Below are 13889 nucleotides of genomic sequence, written 5' to 3'. Positions count from 1 at the left end.
CCTTGAACTCAAACCGTCAGGTTTCGTTTGTTGAACCGGCGGGCCAGCCAGTCGCCGGCGGACTGCACGATCTGCACCAGCACCACCAGAACCACCACCACCGCCAGCATCACTTCCGGCAGGAAGCGCTGGTAGCCGTAGCGGATGCCGAGGTCGCCCAGGCCGCCGCCGCCCACGGCTCCCACCATGGCGGAATAGCCGATCAGGCTGACCGCCGCCAGGGTCAGGCCCAGCGTGATGGCGGGCCGCGCCTCGGGCAGCAGCACCTTGACGATGATCTGGAACGGGGTGGCGCCCATGGCCTGGGCCGCTTCGATCAGGCCGCGGTCCACCTCGCGCACCGCCGCTTCCACCACGCGGGCGATGAAGGGGATGGCGGCCACCGTCAGCGGCACGATGGCCGCGGAGGTGCCGATGGAGGTGCCGGCCACCAGGCGTGTGAACGGGATGATCGCCACCACCAGAATGATGAAGGGGGTGGAGCGGGTGACGTTCACCACCGCACCCACGGCGCGGTTGAAGAACACGTTCTCCAGCAGCTCGCCCCGCCCGGTGACGGCCAGCAGCACGCCCAGCGGCAGCCCCACCAGGGTTCCCAGCGCCCCCGACACCGCCACCATGTGCAGCGTGTCGAGCGTGGCCTTAACCAGCAGCGCGATGATCTCCGGGGACAGCATGGCCCAGCACCTCTACTCCGAGATTGTATTCCTTGAGGAAGGCGATGGCGGTGCCGATGGCGTCCGCCCCCCCTTCCAGCTCCACCACCAGCGTGCCGAACGGCGCGCCCTGGATCTCGTCCACCTGACCGTGCCAGATGTTGGCGTCGATGCCGAAACGGCGGCTCATCTGGCTGACGACGGGATCGGTGGCGCGTTCACCGGTGAAGGTGATGCGGATCACCGGGTTGGCCCCCGGCGCCGCCGACGGCTCCGTCAGGCGGGCGCGCAGACTGTCGGGCAGGTCGCGGTTGATGACCGGATCGACGAAGCTGCGGGTCACCGGGCTTTGCGGGTGGGCGAAGATGTCGAACACCGGCCCGCTTTCGATCACCCGCCCGCCGTCCAGCACCGCCACCCGGTGGCAGATTTCCTTGATCACCGCGATTTCGTGGGTGATCAGCACGATGGTCAGCCCCAGCCGCCGGTTGATGTCGGCCAGCAGGTGCAGGATCTGGGTGGTGGTCTCGGGGTCGAGCGCCGAGGTGGCCTCGTCCGACAAAAGCACCTTGGGCTTGGAGGCGAGAGCGCGGGCGATGCCCACGCGCTGCTTCTGCCCGCCCGACAGTTCGGCGGGATAGCGCCCGCTCTTGTCCGCCAGACCGACGAGGTCCAGCAGCGGCTCCACGGTCTTTTTGATCTCCGCCTTCGGCACTCCGGCCAGCTCCAGCGGCAGCGCCACGTTGCCGTAGACGGTGCGCGCGGACAGCAGGTTGAAGTGCTGGAAGATCATGCCGATGGAATGGCGGGCCTGACGAAGCTGCGCGGGGGGCAGGGCGGTGATGTCCACCCCGTCCACCCGCACCGTGCCGCGGGTCGGCGTTTCCAGCAGGTTGATGGTGCGCAGCAGCGTGCTCTTGCCCGCGCCTGAGCGCCCGATGATGCCGAAGATCTCTCCCTGGCCGATGTGCAGGCTGGTGTCGGCCAGTGCCGTCACCGCCCCGCCGCCGCCCCGGGGGGGATAGGTTTTCTCAACATGTTCCAGAGTGATCATGAAGCCTGCCTGTGTTCCGCCGCCCGCTGAACCACTGGTGCGGTTACCACGTCGGAATGATGCTGCCGTTGAAGCGGGTCAGGATGAACTGCCGCACCTCGGGCGAGCGGTAGATCTCGATGAAACGCCGGATGGCCGGATCGTCCTGCCGGTCCTTGCGCACCGCCCACACCAGATGCCACTTGGACTGATCGTCCTCCAGCTTCAGCGCGGTTTTGGGCTCAAGCCCGGCCAGGACCGCATAATTCAGCGTGATGACCGACGCGTCAACATCGTCCAGCGAGCGGGGAAGCTGGGCTGCGTCCAGCTCAACGATCTTGATTTTCTTACGATTTTCCGTGATGTCGGCAATGGTCGTACCAGGGCCGCCGTCCCCCTTCAGCGACAGCAACCCGACGTTGGCCAGCAGCGCCAGCGCGCGCGCCCCGTTGGTGGGATCGTTGGGAATCGACACCGATCCGCCCTCGCGGATATCGGCGATGCTCTTCAGCGCCTTGGCGTAGAGACCCATGGGCACCACCACGCTTTTGGCCACCGACACGATGTCGTAGCCGCGCTGCTTCACCTGATTGTCCAGAAACGGCTGGTGCTGGAAGTTGTTGGCGTCGATGTCGCCGGCCTGCAGGGCGGCGTTGGGCATGTTCCAGTCGGTGAACTCGATCACCTTGGCTTCCAGCCCTTCCCTGGCCGCGATCTTGGCCGCGGCGTCGAGGATTTCGCCGTAGGGGCCGGCGGACACCCCGATCTTGAGCGCGGCAGCGTCCGCAACGGTCACGGCGCCGGCCACGAGGCCGGCGGCCAGCAGGGCGGCGGTCAGGGAGAGCTTCATGGGTCTGTCGTCCTGGGTCGGGGGAAGGGGCGGTGTCGGTGCGGCACCGTTCTTCATATTCACTACTATATAATTGGGTAAAAGACAACGTTCACGCACATTAATTTGTTTTTCTCTTAATTTAGCATTTTTATATTGTTAAATTTGGATGGCCAAACCCGCACCGGCCCGGGGCCGGCGGGCCGGTGCGGGGCAGGGCGGCCAGCCCCGCTTTAGGGCTTCACGCCCTGCAAAGCCTTGAGAACGCTGTCCAGGGACGCGGTGTTGATCGCGGCCGTCCGGGCGGTATCGACCGCGTAGATCTGCATCACGCCCATGTTGGTTGCCGCCTGGGACAGGGCGTTCATCTGCTGCTGGGCGTCGATGGCGTTCTGGTACAGGATGCCCGTGGAATGGGCCGCGCTTTGATAAAGATTGCCGATGGCGGTGGCGGGCGCTTCGCTCACGACCTTGACGTTCGACTGGGTGACGGCATCGGTGATCTGGCTGTTGACCGCGGTGGGATAGGCCATGGTTCATCCTTTCCGGTTGGTGCACCCCATTGTGGCGCGGCAACCGGAAATGTCGATCCCGGCTGTGGTCCGATGCCGTTCGGGCCCGCGATCCGGCGGCGCCGCTCGCGGCCCGTTTTCCGCCGCTCGCATCGCCCGGCTGCCGCTCCCCCGGCGCCCCCCCACCCCGCGCACGCAGGCTCCTACAGTGACGGCAATCCAATAAGCCCAAGGGGAGCCGTCATGGATCACGCCCTGACATTTGTGATCGCGACACTCTGCATCCTGACCCTGTGCTACCGCTTCTACGGCGTGTTCTTCGTGCGCAAGGTGCTGCGTGCCGACGATACCGAGGTCACCCCGTCCCATCAGTTCGCGGACGGGCGCAACTATGTTCCCACCGAGAAATGGGTCAACGCCGGCCAGCATTTCGCGGCCATCGCCGCCGCCGGCCCGCTGGTCGGCCCGGTGCTGGCGGCCCAGTTCGGCTATCTGCCGAGCTTCCTGTGGCTGCTGATCGGCTGCGTCATCGGCGGCGCCGTTCACGACACGGTGGTGCTGTTCGCCTCCATGAAGCACCAGGGGAAATCCCTGTCGGAGGTGGCGAAGGCCGAACTCGGCCCCGTGGCCGGGTGGTGCACGGGCCTCGCCATGCTGTTCATCATCACCATCACCATGGCCGGGCTGTCCATGGTCGTGGTCCACGCGCTGGAACGCAACGCGTGGGGTGCCTTCGCGGTGTTCATGACCATCCCGATCGCCGTCGGGCTCGGCCTCTATGAGCGTTTCGCCGGCCATTCCAAGGGGGCGACCTATGTGGGCGTGGCGGCCATCGCCGCCTCGGTCCTGGCCGGCCCGTCCATCCAGGGCACCGCCCTGGGCGCGTGGCTGACGCTGCACGCGGAAACCGTGGCGCTGATCCTGCCGGTCTATGCCTTCTTCGCCACCGCCTTGCCGGTGTGGCTGCTGCTGACCCCGCGCGGGTATCTGTCGAGCTTCATGAAGATCGGCGTGTTCGGCGCGCTGGTGGTCGGCGTGGTGTTCATCAACCCCGAAATCCGCTTCCCGGCGCTGACCGCGTTCATCCACGGCGGCGGCCCGGTGCTGAGCGGCCCGGTGTGGCCCTTCATCTCCATCACCATCGCCTGCGGTGCGATTTCCGGCTTCCACGCCTTCATCGGGTCGGGCACCACGCCCAAACTGGTGGACAAGTGGAGCGACATCCGCCCCGTCGCCTTCGGTGCCATGCTGGCCGAATGCATGGTCGGCGTGATGGCCCTGATCGCCGCCACCGCCCTGCACCCCGCCGATTACTTCGCCATCAACTCCTCCCCCGCCGCCTTCCAGGCGCTTGGCATGGCCGTCGTCGATCTGCCGCGGCTGAGCCAGGAGATCGGGCTCGACCTCTACGGCCGCACCGGCGGTGCGGTGACGCTGGCGGTCGGCATGACCGAGATCTTCACCCGCATCCCGTGGTTCAGCGCGCTGTCGTCCTATTTCTTCCAGTTCGTGGTGATGTTCGAGGCGGTGTTCATCCTGACCGCCGTGGACAGCGGCACCCGCGTGGCCCGCTATCTGATCCAGGATCTGGGCGGCGACCTCTATGCGCCCCTGAAGAATCTCGACTGGCTGCCCGGCTCCATCGCCGCCAGCGTCATCGCCTGCGTGGCGTGGGGGTATCTGCTGACCTCGGGCGACATCAATTCGGTGTGGGCGCTGTTCGGGGTGTCGAACCAGCTCATGGCCTCGGTCGGCCTCATCATCGGCGCCACCATCATTCTGCGGCTGTCGCAGAAGCGGGTCTACATGCTGACCTGCCTGGTGCCGCTGGCCTATCTGTTCGTCACCGTGAACTATGCCGGCTACTGGATGATCGCGAATGTGTATCTGAACACCGCAGCCAAAGGGTATAATCCCTTCAACGCCGCCATCTCGGCGATCATGCTGGTGCTGGGCTTCATCATCCTGATCGCCGCGCTCAAGAAATGGTGGGAACTGTTCCACACGCCCAAGCCCGCCGACGTCCCGCTGTTCGCCACCCCTGCGGAGTGATGGACAAAGAGACGGCGGGTTCCAACTCTCTACGACGACACCAAACGGAAGGGGCCGCCCGGTCCACGGGCAGCCCCTCCCCAGCGGGAGGTATAAGGACCATGGACAGACTGTTGACGGAAACCGGCGCGGACGTATCCCGGACCGACCCGTGGCGCGGGTTCGCCGCCGGCCCGTGGCAGAATGACGTCGATGTCCGCGGCTTCATCCTGCGCAACGTCACCCCCTATGACGGCGACGGCGCCTTCCTGGCCGGCCCGGCGGACAACACCAGGGCCCTGTGGGCCAAGGTCACCGAATTGCTGAAGAAGGAACGGGCCAGCACCGGCGGCGTTCTGGACGCCGACACCGCGGTCTTCTCCTCCATCACCAGCCACGCCCCCGGCTTTATCGACCGGTCGCTGGAACTGATCGTCGGTTTGCAGACCGAAAAGCCGCTGAAGCGCTCCCTGATGCCGTTCGGTGGCTGGCGCATGGTCAAGAGCGGGCTGGAAGCCTATGGCTACACCCCCGCGCCCACGCTGGAGGAGGTGTTCCCCCGCCTGCGCAAGACCCACAACGACGGCGTGTTCGACGTCTACACCGACGAGATGCTGCGCTGCCGCAAGTCGGGGGTGATCACCGGCCTGCCCGACGCCTATGGCCGCGGGCGCATCATCGGCGATTACCGCCGGCTGGCGCTGTACGGCGCCGAGCGGCTGATCGCGGACAAGGAGGAGCAGCTTGCCTCCCTCGCCCTCGACCGCATGGACGAGGACACGCTGCGCCTGCGCGAGGAGATTTCCGACCAGATCAAGGCGCTGCACGATCTGGTGCTGATGGCCGCGTCCTACGGCTTCGACGTGGGCCGGCCCGCCGCCACCGCGCGGGAGGCGGTGCAGTGGACCTATCTCGCCTACCTCGCCGCGGTGAAGGAGGCGAACGGGGCCGCCATGTCGCTGGGCCGGGTGTCCAGCTTCCTCGACATCTACATCGCCCGCGACATGGCCGACGGTGTGCTGACCGAGGAGGAGGCGCAGGAACTGATCGACCAGTTCGTCATCAAGCTGCGCATGGTGCGTTTCCTGCGCACGCCGGAATACGACCAGCTTTTTTCGGGCGACCCCACCTGGGTCACCGAATGCATCGGCGGCATGGCCGAGGACGGGCGCACGCTGGTGACCAAATCCAGCTTCCGCATGCTCCAGACCCTGCACAATCTGGGGCCGGCGCCGGAGCCGAACCTGACCGTGCTGTGGTCGGAACGCCTGCCCGAGGGGTTCAAGCGCTTCTGCGCCGAGACCTCGGTCAAGACCTGCTCCATCCAGTACGAGAACGACGACCTGATGCGTCCCTTCTGGGGCGACGACTACGGCATCGCCTGCTGCGTGTCGGCCATGCGCATCGGCAAGCAGATGCAGTTCTTCGGTGCGCGGGCCAATCTGGCCAAGACCCTGCTGTACGCCATCAACGGCGGGCGGGACGAGGTGTCGGGCGAACAGGTGGCCCCGGCCTTCGCCCCCATCACCGACACCGTGCTGGATTTCGACACGGTGCTGGCCCGGTTCGAACCGATGATGGACTGGCTGGCGAAAGCGTACATGAACACGCTGAACGCCATCCACTTCATGCACGACAAGTACATGTACGAACGGCTGGAAATGGCGCTGCACGACCGCGACGTGTTCCGCACCATGGCCTGCGGGATCGCCGGCCTGTCGGTGGTGGCGGACAGCCTGTCGGCCATCCGCCACGCCACGGTGTCGGTGGTGCGTGACGAGCGCGGGCTTGCCACCGATTTCATCATCGACGGCGATTTCCCCGCCTTCGGCAACAACGACGCCCGCGTGGACGGCATCGCCGTGTGGGTGGTGCAGCGCTTCATGGCCGCCCTGCGCAAGCAGAAAGCCTATCGCGGCGCCACGCCGACGCAATCGGTGCTGACCATCACCTCCAACGTGGTCTATGGCAAGAAGACCGGCAACACCCCCGACGGGCGCAAGGCCGGACAGCCGTTTGCCCCCGGTGCCAACCCCATGCACGGGCGCGACCACAAGGGCGCCGTCGCCTCCATGGCCAGCGTGGCGAAGCTGCCCTACGCCGATGCGCAGGACGGCATCTCCTACACCTTCACCATCGTCCCCGGCGCGCTGGGGCCGACGGAGGGGGAACGGGTGGACAATCTGGTGGGCATGCTCGACGGCTATTTCGCCCAGGGCGGCCACCACATCAACGTGAACGTGTTCGACCGCGACACGCTGCTGCACGCCATGGATCACCCGGAACTGTACCCGCAACTGACCATCCGGGTGTCGGGGTACGCCGTGAACTTCATCAAGCTGACCCGCGAACAGCAGTTGGATGTGATCTCCCGCACCTTCCACGACCGGCATTGATGCCATGAACAGCCTCAGCCGTTCCTTCGGCACGGCCACCCCCGCGGGGGTGGCCGGCTGGATTCATTCGCTGGAAAGCGGCGGCACCGCCGATGGGCCGGGGGTGCGGTTCGTGGTGTTCTTCGCCGGCTGCCCGCTCCATTGCCTCTACTGCCACAACCCCGACACCCAGCACATGCACGACGGCACCCGCACCACCTCCGCCGCCGTGCTGGCGGAGATCGAGGGGGTTGCCGGCTTCCTGCGCCACGGCCACGGCGGGGTGACGCTCAGCGGCGGCGAACCGCTGGTGCAGCCGGACTTCGCCGCCGCCATCCTGCGCGGGTGCAGGCGTCTTGGCCTGCACACGGCGCTCGACACCTCGGGCTTTCTCGGCACCCACGCCACCGACGCGCTTCTGGCCGACGTGGATCTGGTGCTGCTGGACATCAAGGCGTTCAAGGAAGCCACATACCGCCACCTGACCGGCGCGCCCCTGCGCCCGACGCTGGAATTCGCCGAACGGCTGGCGCTGATGAACAAGCCGATCTGGCTGCGCTACGTGCTGGTGCCCGGCCTGACCGACGACGAGAGCGAAATCGCCGGGCTGGCGGAGTTCGCCGCCGGGCTGGGCACCGTGGAGCGGGTGGACGTGCTGCCCTTCCACAAGATGGGCGAGGCCAAATGGCGCGAGCTTGGCCGCCCCTACCAGCTCACCGACACCCCCCCGCCGGCACCGGAACAGACGGAGCGCGTGCGGCGGATCTTTCAAGCCGAAGGGCTGACGGTGGCGGGGCTGGGATGAGGGATGCTTTCGCGGGCTCCGCCCGCACCCGCCAAAGGCCGGGGGCCTTTGGAAACCATCTGTTTTCCTCTGTCTTATGCGCCAGCGCCCAGGCCGTGACCTTTTCACCGCGGGGGTGTTGGCAGGACCGTTCCCGGATTTCGTGGAAAGGTCAGCCCATGGAACGCTTCAAGGAAAAGGTGGTGATCGTCACCGGCGCCGGATCGGGCATCGGCGCCGCCACCGCCCGCCGCTTCTCCCGCGAAGGGGCGATGGTCGCCCTGGCCGGACGCACGGCGGACAAGCTGGAGCGGGAGGCCGCCGGCCTGCCGCCGCTCCGCACCATGACCCACGCCGCCGACGTGGCGGACCCCCGGGCGGTGGACGCCCTGGTCCGGGCGGTGCTGGACCGTTTCGGCCAGCTCGACGTGATGGTCAACAACGCCGGCATCCACCATTCCGGCCAACCCGACACCACCACCGACGACCAGTGGCGGGCGGTGATGGCGGCGGATCTCGACGGCGTGTTCTACGGCTGCCGCGCCGCCATCCCCCATCTGGAAAAGACCGGCGGGTCCATCGTCAACACCGCCTCCGTCTCCGGCACCGGGGGCGATTGGGGGATGAGCGCCTACAACGCCGCCAAGGGCGGGGTGGTCAACCTCACCCGTGCGCTGGCGCTGGATCTGGGCCGCCGCGGCATCCGCGTCAACGCCGTCTGCCCCAGCCTGACCCGCACCGGCATGACCGCCGACATGATGCACGACGAACCCTTGATCGCCAAATTCACCGAACGCATCCCGTTGGGCCGCGTCTGCGAACCGGACGAGGTGGCGGCGGTCATCGCCTTCCTCGCCAGTCCCGACGCCAGCTTCGTCACCGGGGCCATGGTGGCGGTGGACGGCGGCCTGTCCGCCTCCAACGGCCAGCCGGCGCAGGGGTAGGGGTAGGGGGCCGGGGGCGGTCAGGCCAGCCACTTGCCCATCAGCACCCGCGGCGTCACCTCGAACCCCAGCCGCTCGTAAAAGGCGACCACCGCGGTGTTGGTCTCCCGCACCATGAGCTGGGCCTTGGGCACGCCGCGCTGGCGCAGCCAGGCCTCCGCCGCCTGGACCATGCCGCGCCCGATGCCGGTGCCGCGGGCGCCGGGCGTGGCGGCGACATAATAGAGCCACCCCCGGTGCCCGTCGTGGCCCACCATCACGCTGCCTACGATGGCGCCCGCCGCATCCACCCCCACCAGCACGTCGGAGCAGGCGCCGCCCCGCGCGAACCGGAAATCGGCCACGGGATCGTTGTAGCTGGTCAGCAGATGGCAATCCCGCCACAGCGCGACGAGGGCGGCTTCGTCCTCCGCCGTGGCGTTTCGGATGGTCAGGGACATGCGGGGCCCTCCTTGGGGAAAACCATGACGATAGGCCGCGCCCGGAAACCGTGTCCAGGCCCTGGACGAACCGCCCGCGGACCTCATATTACCGTCCTGTGATGGAAACGGAGTGATCGGGCCATGAGCGGATGTTGCGGCGGTTCCTGTGGCGGCGGTGGCGGAACCGGGGGCGGGGGCATGCGCGCGCCGGGAAACGGTGATTTCCAGCGCGTGCTGCAGCAGTCCTTCGTCATCAACGCCCTGACCGCGGCGGTGCTGCTGTGGGGCGGCATGCGGCTGGGGTCCGCGGCCCTGATGGCCGGCGGGCTGGGCTTCGTCGCGGGGGCGCTCAATTACGGTGCGAGCCTGTGGATGGTCCGCCGCGGCCCCGTTCACGGGGTGGGCGGCGTGGCGCTGAACACCATCGTCAAGAACGCGGCCCTGGCGCTGGCCGGGGTTGGGGTGATGGCCGTGGCCGTCAGCAACGCCGCCCTGGGCCTGATCCCCGACGCACCGCCGGTCTCGTTGCTGGCGCTGGCCGGGGTGGGCATCGCGCTGGTGCTGGCCACCCTGTTGTTCGCCGGACGGCAGAACCGCGGACGGGGCGGGGTGTCGGCGCGGGCGGTGTGGCTGTGCGCCCGGCGCGACGTGCTGGCCCTGCTGGCCGTCATGGCCGCCGCCGCCGGGGTGTGGCTGGGCGGCGTGCCGTGGCCCGACACCGCCGTGGCGCTGGGCCTGTCGGGCATGACGCTGGCCGGGCTGCTGGGACGCCGCCGTCTCAACCACCCGGCCTGACGGGGCGGGTGACCCGGCTCAGGGGCAGCAGGTGACGTGCAGCCCCTTGCCCACCGGCAGGATGGTGGTGCTGACACCGGGCAGCGCCTCCACCGCCGCCACATAGCCGGCGATCTGGTCCGGGTGCGACAGGGCGTTGTCGGCCAGCAGCAGGCACCCGCGCGTCAGCTTGGGCAGCAGCAGCGCCAACTGGTCCGGCGCGCTCACCCGGTCGGCGTCGAAGAACACGCAATCGAACGGGCCGGGCAGCGCCGCCACGATGTCGGTGCCCGCCCCGTGATAGACGCGGACCCGCCCGTCCAGCCCGGCGCGGGCCAGGTTGCGCCGCGCCTCGGCCAGCTTGTCGCCGTCGCGGTCCAGCGTTTCCAGAATCCCGTTCTCCCCCAGCGCCGCGGCGATCCAGAGGGTGCTGTAGCCGTTGGACGTGCCGATCTCCAGCACGCGCCGCCGGTTGCCCGTGCGGATCAGGATGTGGACGAGTTCCGCCGTCTCCCGTTCCAGATTCAGCATCTTTCGGTTGCGGTCGGCGGTGTGGGCGTCGTTTTCCCGGCCGAACACTTCCAGATCCCGCAGCACCGCGTCCACCGCGGCGGATACCAGCGCCATGATGCGTTTCCTTTCCCTCAGGGTCGTCCCTGGCCCCGACCATACCCATGTTTCATGTTACGTGTCACGCAGAGTTTCATGTTTCATGTCAGGGTGCATTTCATGTTACATGCCAGCCCCCGTGTCATGTTACATGACACTCGTCGGAACGGCGGAGGACGGCACATGGCCGGCAAGCTTCAGCGCACCAACCTGAGCACCGAAGCGTACGAGGCGGTGCGTGCCCTGGTCATGGGCGGGCGCTTCGCCCCCGGCGCCAAGATCAGCGTGGAGGAGATGACGCGGGAACTGGGCGTCAGCCGCTCCCCCGTCTGGGCCGCCATCGCCCGGCTGGAGGTGGAAGGGCTGGTGGAGGTGGTGCCGCGCCAGGGCGTGTTCGTGCCCCGCCGCGACCCGGCGGCGCTGGCCGAGATGTTCGTGGCGCGCGAAGCGCTGGAGGGGATGGTGGCGCGTCTGGCCGCGCAGAAGCCCGACCCCGCCGACGTGCGGCGGCTGGAGGTGGCGCTGCTGGACCAGCGCTCGGCCATGGAGAACGACAACGAGGCCGCCTATGCCGAAGGCGCCCTGGTGTTCCACCAGACGGTGATGAAGATGGGCCGCAACGCCGTGATCGAACGGCTGCTGCTGACGCTGTACGACCGCACCCGCGTGATGTGCCGGGCCGATGGTCCCCGCCGCGCCGGTCTGGTCCAGCGGTGGGAGGAGCACGCCCGCCTGTGGGATGCCATCAGGGCGCGCAAACCCGACGACGCCGAACGCGAAGCCCGCGCCCACATCCGCACCCTGGCGAAAGAGGCCGGGGTGACGGGGTGAGCGCGGACGGATGGGGCCTTATCCCATCATCTGCGACATCATGGGGCAACCGCCCGCACCGCCGCAGCCGCCAGGGCCGCAGGCCGGGGGCAGGGCGGGGGCCGCAGCCTGCGACTTGCCCACCCGCGGGGCCATGATCGCCTTGGACACCGACAGACCGCCGCACGACGGGCAGGTCAGGCTGGTGCCCTTCTTGGCGTCGTAATCGGCCATGTTGTCGAACCACTCTTCGAATTCGTGACCGCACGAGCAGTTCAGGGCGTATTTGATCATCGGCTTGTCCCTCGGCAGACCATGATGAGCATAGGATCTGTGGGTGTTTCTACACCGGGCGTGGCCGGAAATGAAGGGGTGGGGCAGAGCCGCCCGTGCGCCGTTCGCGCCTGCCGGACGGAGCGGACGGATGAGGCAGTGATTCGTGGCGTCGAACGGGTATGGGAGAGAAGGCGCCCCTGTCAGGGCTATGGGTTCCTGGCCATTTCCATAACATGCTCCGCCAAGTAATAATGATCCGCGTCGGCGTAGGGAACGTTTTCCTGAACACCGGTTCCCGACATAAGCACAAGAGATTTATCGATCTTCGTGAAATAAATAGCTCCAAATTTAGGGTCGATGACAATCCGGCTCATTTCGCCCATTCCGAAATCGTCAATTCTTTCCTCGATAGTCTTAATTAGATCGGTAAAAAAAGAAAGAAGTCTGTTGTATCTTTCGATATTGCTTGAATCGAAATTTTTGCTGTGGGGGGCAATGGCCTGCGCCAGAACCTCACCGTTGAAAAAGAGGGTCGCAAACTCCAGGGCCCCATGGGGTTCCTGCGCCGGACTGCAGGGAGGACGGTTTGGTGCGGGGCGGGCCTCTCCGTCCGAAGGCTTGGCTAAGCTTTCTTCGAGAAGCGTCCTGAATTTTTCCCTGTGCTTTCGGATCATACGGCACCCATACCCGGCTATTGCCTTAAACACGCCGCAAACTAGCACGAGCGGGGTAACCAATCAATCGAGAGGCATGCGCATTATGCGATGGGCGACCAAGCGATTTGTACAAAGATGAAGAAGATTGACAATAAGGATAGCGGGTACGGCCAGGGCAACGACGCCAGGTTTTAATTGTTCGAAGAGAAGGGCAATCAGGATGGCGGTAATACCACTTTGCTGGGCGAGGGCGAGGAAGACGCGGTCTTTTGCGGGCAGCCCCAGGGAGAGAGGGGCAGCAACAACGATATGCACACAAAAGACAATGGCGCCGACCACCACCCCCATTCCCATCGTCACCGCCGCCTCTCCCTTGAGGAACAGCCCGACGGCGAACGCCGATCCGTACAGGGCGCCCAGGGTCAGCATATTCAGGGAACGGTCGATGGAGGGACGCAGGAAAAGCCCGAGGATCGCCGGCGTGAGCATCAGCCCGTAAACCGCCGACACCACCAAGGCTGCCGCCAGGACCGGCGTTTCCACCCAGCCCATTCCCTTGATCCGCCGGGCTGCCAGCGCCGCCAAGCCGCCGCCGGCCACAAGAGCCCCATTCCCCAGCAATTCCCCCAGGAAAGAGGATGTGTTCATCCCGCTTTCGGCGCCCAGATGGCTGTACAGGGCCAGCGCCATCAGAATGGTAACGGGGTCGTCGAAGGAGCACCAGGCGCGAATGATGTTCTGAGCCCGCGGCGATACGACGGGACCGCGCGGGCCACCTCCCGACAGGGCGGCGGCAACTGAAACGGGGTCGATCTGCGCCAGGGCGATTCCCAGCATCAGCGCCAGCGTCAGGTTTCCCGTCAGAACGTTGGTCAATCCCCCGATCAAGGCGGCTTTGGCAAAGACGCCGATGCTGATCGCCAAGGCAATGCGGCGCAGGTCGGTGCGGACGATGGATAATTCGATGCCGCGCACACTGCCGTACAGCCCGACCGCAAGCAGCAAGGAGACCAGCACCTCGTATCCGCGGTCACCGGTATGAATGTCCACGCCGGAAAAGAACTGCAGCAAAGCACCGCAGAGTGTCGCCGATAAAAGGATCAGGAATTGCACCATAGGCATACATTCCTTTTGTATTGTTTTCTTTCTCCAAATTTCCGCAAGAAAGAACCGGGAGA

Annotated in this window: 15 protein-coding genes; 6 read left to right on the top strand and 9 right to left on the bottom strand. The window is 66.6% G+C overall.

All coding sequences use genetic code 11. From position 1 onward, the window contains the following. Nucleotides 1-8: 8 nt before the first annotated feature. The 4 genes from M2352_RS19270 to M2352_RS19255 all read right to left on the bottom strand — a co-directional run bounded on the left by M2352_RS19270 (nt 9) and on the right by M2352_RS19255 (nt 3051). On the bottom strand, nt 9-677 hold the full coding sequence (locus M2352_RS19270) for a methionine ABC transporter permease (protein ID WP_264666122.1): 669 nt from the start codon (nt 675-677) through the stop codon (nt 9-11). Continuing rightward, nucleotides 643-1710, bottom strand: coding sequence for a methionine ABC transporter ATP-binding protein (locus M2352_RS19265; protein ID WP_264666121.1), 1068 nt, complete (start codon nt 1708-1710; stop codon nt 643-645). The genes M2352_RS19270 and M2352_RS19265 overlap by 35 nt, the downstream gene beginning before the upstream one ends. A 43-nt stretch (nt 1711-1753) precedes the next feature. After that, on the bottom strand, nt 1754-2539 hold the full coding sequence (locus M2352_RS19260; protein WP_264666120.1) for a MetQ/NlpA family ABC transporter substrate-binding protein: 786 nt from the start codon (nt 2537-2539) through the stop codon (nt 1754-1756). A gap of 212 nt (nt 2540-2751) precedes the next feature. Beyond that, a complete protein-coding gene (locus tag M2352_RS19255; protein WP_264666119.1) occupies nt 2752-3051 on the bottom strand; it encodes a RebB family R body protein in 300 nt (99 codons plus the stop codon). 222 nt (nt 3052-3273) lie between these two features. Here M2352_RS19255 and M2352_RS19250 point away from each other — a divergent pair, with 222 nt between their 5' ends. The 4 genes from M2352_RS19250 to M2352_RS19235 all read left to right on the top strand — a co-directional run bounded on the left by M2352_RS19250 (nt 3274) and on the right by M2352_RS19235 (nt 9164). Beyond that, nucleotides 3274-5082, top strand: coding sequence for a carbon starvation CstA family protein (locus M2352_RS19250; RefSeq protein WP_264666118.1), 1809 nt, complete (start codon nt 3274-3276; stop codon nt 5080-5082). Nucleotides 5083-5183: 101 nt separating this feature from the next. Then, complete coding sequence (pflB, locus tag M2352_RS19245) at nt 5184-7457, top strand: formate C-acetyltransferase (RefSeq protein WP_264666117.1); 2274 nt, start codon at nt 5184-5186, stop codon at nt 7455-7457. Nucleotides 7458-7461: 4 nt separating this feature from the next. Continuing rightward, nucleotides 7462-8241 (top strand): pyruvate formate-lyase-activating protein, encoded by a 780-nt coding sequence (pflA, locus tag M2352_RS19240; protein WP_264666116.1) that lies wholly within the window; start codon nt 7462-7464, stop codon nt 8239-8241. Nucleotides 8242-8399: 158 nt separating this feature from the next. Beyond that, nucleotides 8400-9164: an SDR family NAD(P)-dependent oxidoreductase gene (locus tag M2352_RS19235; RefSeq protein ID WP_264666115.1), complete on the top strand. Its 765-nt coding sequence runs from the start codon at nt 8400-8402 to the stop codon at nt 9162-9164. A gap of 20 nt (nt 9165-9184) precedes the next feature. On the opposite strand, the gene M2352_RS19230 is transcribed toward M2352_RS19235, so the two are convergent. Beyond that, a complete protein-coding gene (locus tag M2352_RS19230) occupies nt 9185-9604 on the bottom strand; it encodes a GNAT family acetyltransferase (RefSeq protein WP_264666114.1) in 420 nt (139 codons plus the stop codon). Between the two features lie 180 nt (nt 9605-9784). On the opposite strand from M2352_RS19230, the gene M2352_RS19225 reads away from it, so the two are divergent. Next, entirely contained in the window at nt 9785-10381 is a 597-nt protein-coding gene (locus tag M2352_RS19225; protein WP_264666113.1) for a cation transporter, read from the top strand. Between the two features lie 18 nt (nt 10382-10399). On the opposite strand, the gene M2352_RS19220 is transcribed toward M2352_RS19225, so the two are convergent. Further along, a complete protein-coding gene (locus M2352_RS19220; protein WP_264666112.1) occupies nt 10400-10987 on the bottom strand; it encodes an O-methyltransferase in 588 nt (195 codons plus the stop codon). A 165-nt stretch (nt 10988-11152) separates the two neighbouring features. Here M2352_RS19220 and M2352_RS19215 point away from each other — a divergent pair, with 165 nt between their 5' ends. Then, the gene (locus M2352_RS19215) at nt 11153-11800 is read left to right on the top strand and encodes a GntR family transcriptional regulator (RefSeq protein WP_264666111.1); all 648 of its coding nucleotides are present in this window, start codon (nt 11153-11155) and stop codon (nt 11798-11800) included. Nucleotides 11801-11818: 18 nt separating this feature from the next. Here M2352_RS19215 and M2352_RS19210 read toward each other — a convergent pair whose 3' ends face one another. From M2352_RS19210 to M2352_RS19200, 3 genes are all read right to left on the bottom strand, one after another. Then, a complete protein-coding gene (locus M2352_RS19210; RefSeq protein WP_264666110.1) occupies nt 11819-12073 on the bottom strand; it encodes a DUF1178 family protein in 255 nt (84 codons plus the stop codon). A 188-nt stretch (nt 12074-12261) separates the two neighbouring features. Further along, nucleotides 12262-12729 carry a hypothetical protein gene (locus M2352_RS19205; protein ID WP_264666109.1) on the bottom strand — a complete coding sequence of 156 codons (468 nt, stop codon included), beginning with the start codon at nt 12727-12729 and terminating at the stop codon, nt 12262-12264. A gap of 63 nt (nt 12730-12792) precedes the next feature. After that, nucleotides 12793-13827 (bottom strand): cation:proton antiporter, encoded by a 1035-nt coding sequence (locus M2352_RS19200; RefSeq protein ID WP_264666108.1) that lies wholly within the window; start codon nt 13825-13827, stop codon nt 12793-12795. Between the last annotated feature and the right edge of the window lie 62 nt (nt 13828-13889).

The sequence above is a fragment of the Azospirillum fermentarium genome (genome assembly GCF_025961205.1).
Taxonomy (GTDB): domain Bacteria; phylum Pseudomonadota; class Alphaproteobacteria; order Azospirillales; family Azospirillaceae; genus Azospirillum; species Azospirillum fermentarium.
Note: the sequence above shows the minus strand (reverse complement) of the source record. Positions and strands in the feature narration are given on the sequence as shown.